Below are 2,000 nucleotides of genomic sequence, written 5' to 3'. Positions count from 1 at the left end.
CAACCCACCCGACACCGGCACACCCACCACCACCGAACCCAACCCACCCAGCAACTCCTCACGATCCGCACCCACCACCACCGCACGATGCGACAACGCAGAACGAGTGGCCGCCAAAGACCACCCCACATCCACCGGATCCAGACCCGGATTCCGGTCCACGAAAGCCCGCAACCGCTCCACCTGCGCCCGCACCGCCACCTCACCCGCACCCGACACCACCCACGGCACAGCAGGCAACACCACACCTTCAGCCTCAGCCTCAGGCTCCACCACCCCAGGCGCCTGCTCCAACACCACATGCGCGTTCGTCCCGCTCACCCCGAACGACGACACACCCGCCCGACGCGGCCGGTCCATCTCCGGCCAAGCAGCCCTTTCGCTCAACAACTCGACCGACCCGGACGACCAGTCCACATGCGGGGAGGGCTCATCGATGTGCAGCGTTCGCGGCAACACCCCATGCCGCATCGCCATCACCATCTTGATCACACCAGCCACACCCGCGGCCGCCTGCGTATGACCGATGTTCGACTTCACCGACCCCAACCACAACGGCCGACCCACATCCCGGCCCTGACCGTACGTGGCCAACAACGCCTGCGCCTCAATCGGATCACCCAGCGCCGTGCCCGTACCATGCGCCTCCACCGCATCCACATCCACCGCCGACAAACGGGCATTGGCCAACGCCTGCCGGATCACCCGCTGCTGCGACGGACCATTCGGCGCCGTCAAACCATTCGACGCACCATCCTGATTCACCGCACTACCCCGCACCACCGCCAACACCCGATGCCCAAACCGCTCCGCATCGGACAACCGCTCCACCACCAGCAGCCCGACGCCCTCCGACCAACCCGTCCCATCCGCACCGGCGGCGAAGGACTTGCAGCGGCCATCCGCGGCCAGTCCACGCTGACGCGAGAACTCCACGAAAGCAGTGGGTGTCGCCATCACCGTGACACCGCCCGCGAGCGCCAGCGAGCACTCACCCGACCGCAACGCCTGCACCGCCAGATGCAACGCCACCAACGACGACGAACACGCCGTATCCACCGTGACCGCCGGACCCTCAAGCCCCAGCGTGTACGACACCCGACCCGAAATGACACTGCCCGAACTACCGGTGAGGAAATAGCCTTCCGACGCTTCGGCAGCGCCATAGCCCTGCGGCGACGCCCCGACGAACACCCCCGTCCGGCTGCCCCTGACCGAGGCGGCCGGGATACCGGCCCGCTCGAGGGCCTCCCATGCCGCGTGCAGCAACAGCCGCTGCTGTGGATCCATCGCGGTCGCCTCACGCGGCGAGATACCGAAGAAGCCCGGATCGAACTCGCCCGCGCCACGGACGAACCCGCCGACACGCGCGTACGACGTCCCCGACTCCCCCACAGCCGTGTCGAAGAGGCTGGTCAGGTCCCATCCACGATCCGTCGGAAAGGCACTTATGGCATCGCCGTCGGAGTCGATCAGCCGCCACAGGTCCTCGGGAGACTCGACGTCCCCGGGGAACCGGCAGCTCATGCCGACGATGACAACGGGATCACCGTCATCCGGCGCGGCCACCTGCAACGGCGGCACACTGTCCTGCGACGAACCGAGCAATTCCACGCTCAGATATTCGGCGAGGGCCACAGGAGTCGGATAGTCGAAGATCATCGTGGTCGGCGGTCGGATACCGGTGGCCGTGGCGATCCGATTGCGCAGTTCCACCGCGGTCAGCGAATCGAAGCCGATCTCCTGGAACGTCCTGACGGGATCGATGGCCTCCGGGCCCTGGTGCCCCAGCACGGCCGCGGCCGAAACACGCACCAGCTCGACGGCCGCGCGCATGCGCTCACCCTCGGACATGGTCGGGAAACGGGCCGCGAATTCACCCAGCGGAGCCCCCGAGCCGACGGCGTCGGGGATCAGCTCGCTCAGCAGCGGGCTCGGACGCAACGCGGTGAACCTCGACCCGAACCGCTCCCAGTCCACATCCGCCACCACAAGCGCCG

1 pseudogene is annotated in these 2,000 nt (G+C 67.5%); it reads right to left on the bottom strand.

The features are described from left to right. Positions 1-1,878, bottom strand: a pseudogene (locus tag ABD329_RS47660) (type I polyketide synthase); the annotation flags it as partial. Between the last annotated feature and the right edge of the window lie 122 nt (positions 1,879-2,000).

The organism is Streptomyces javensis (genome assembly GCF_039525925.1).
In the GTDB taxonomy this organism is placed as follows: Bacteria; Actinomycetota; Actinomycetes; order Streptomycetales; family Streptomycetaceae; genus Streptomyces; species Streptomyces asiaticus.
This window is presented reverse-complemented; position numbering and strand designations above follow the sequence as displayed.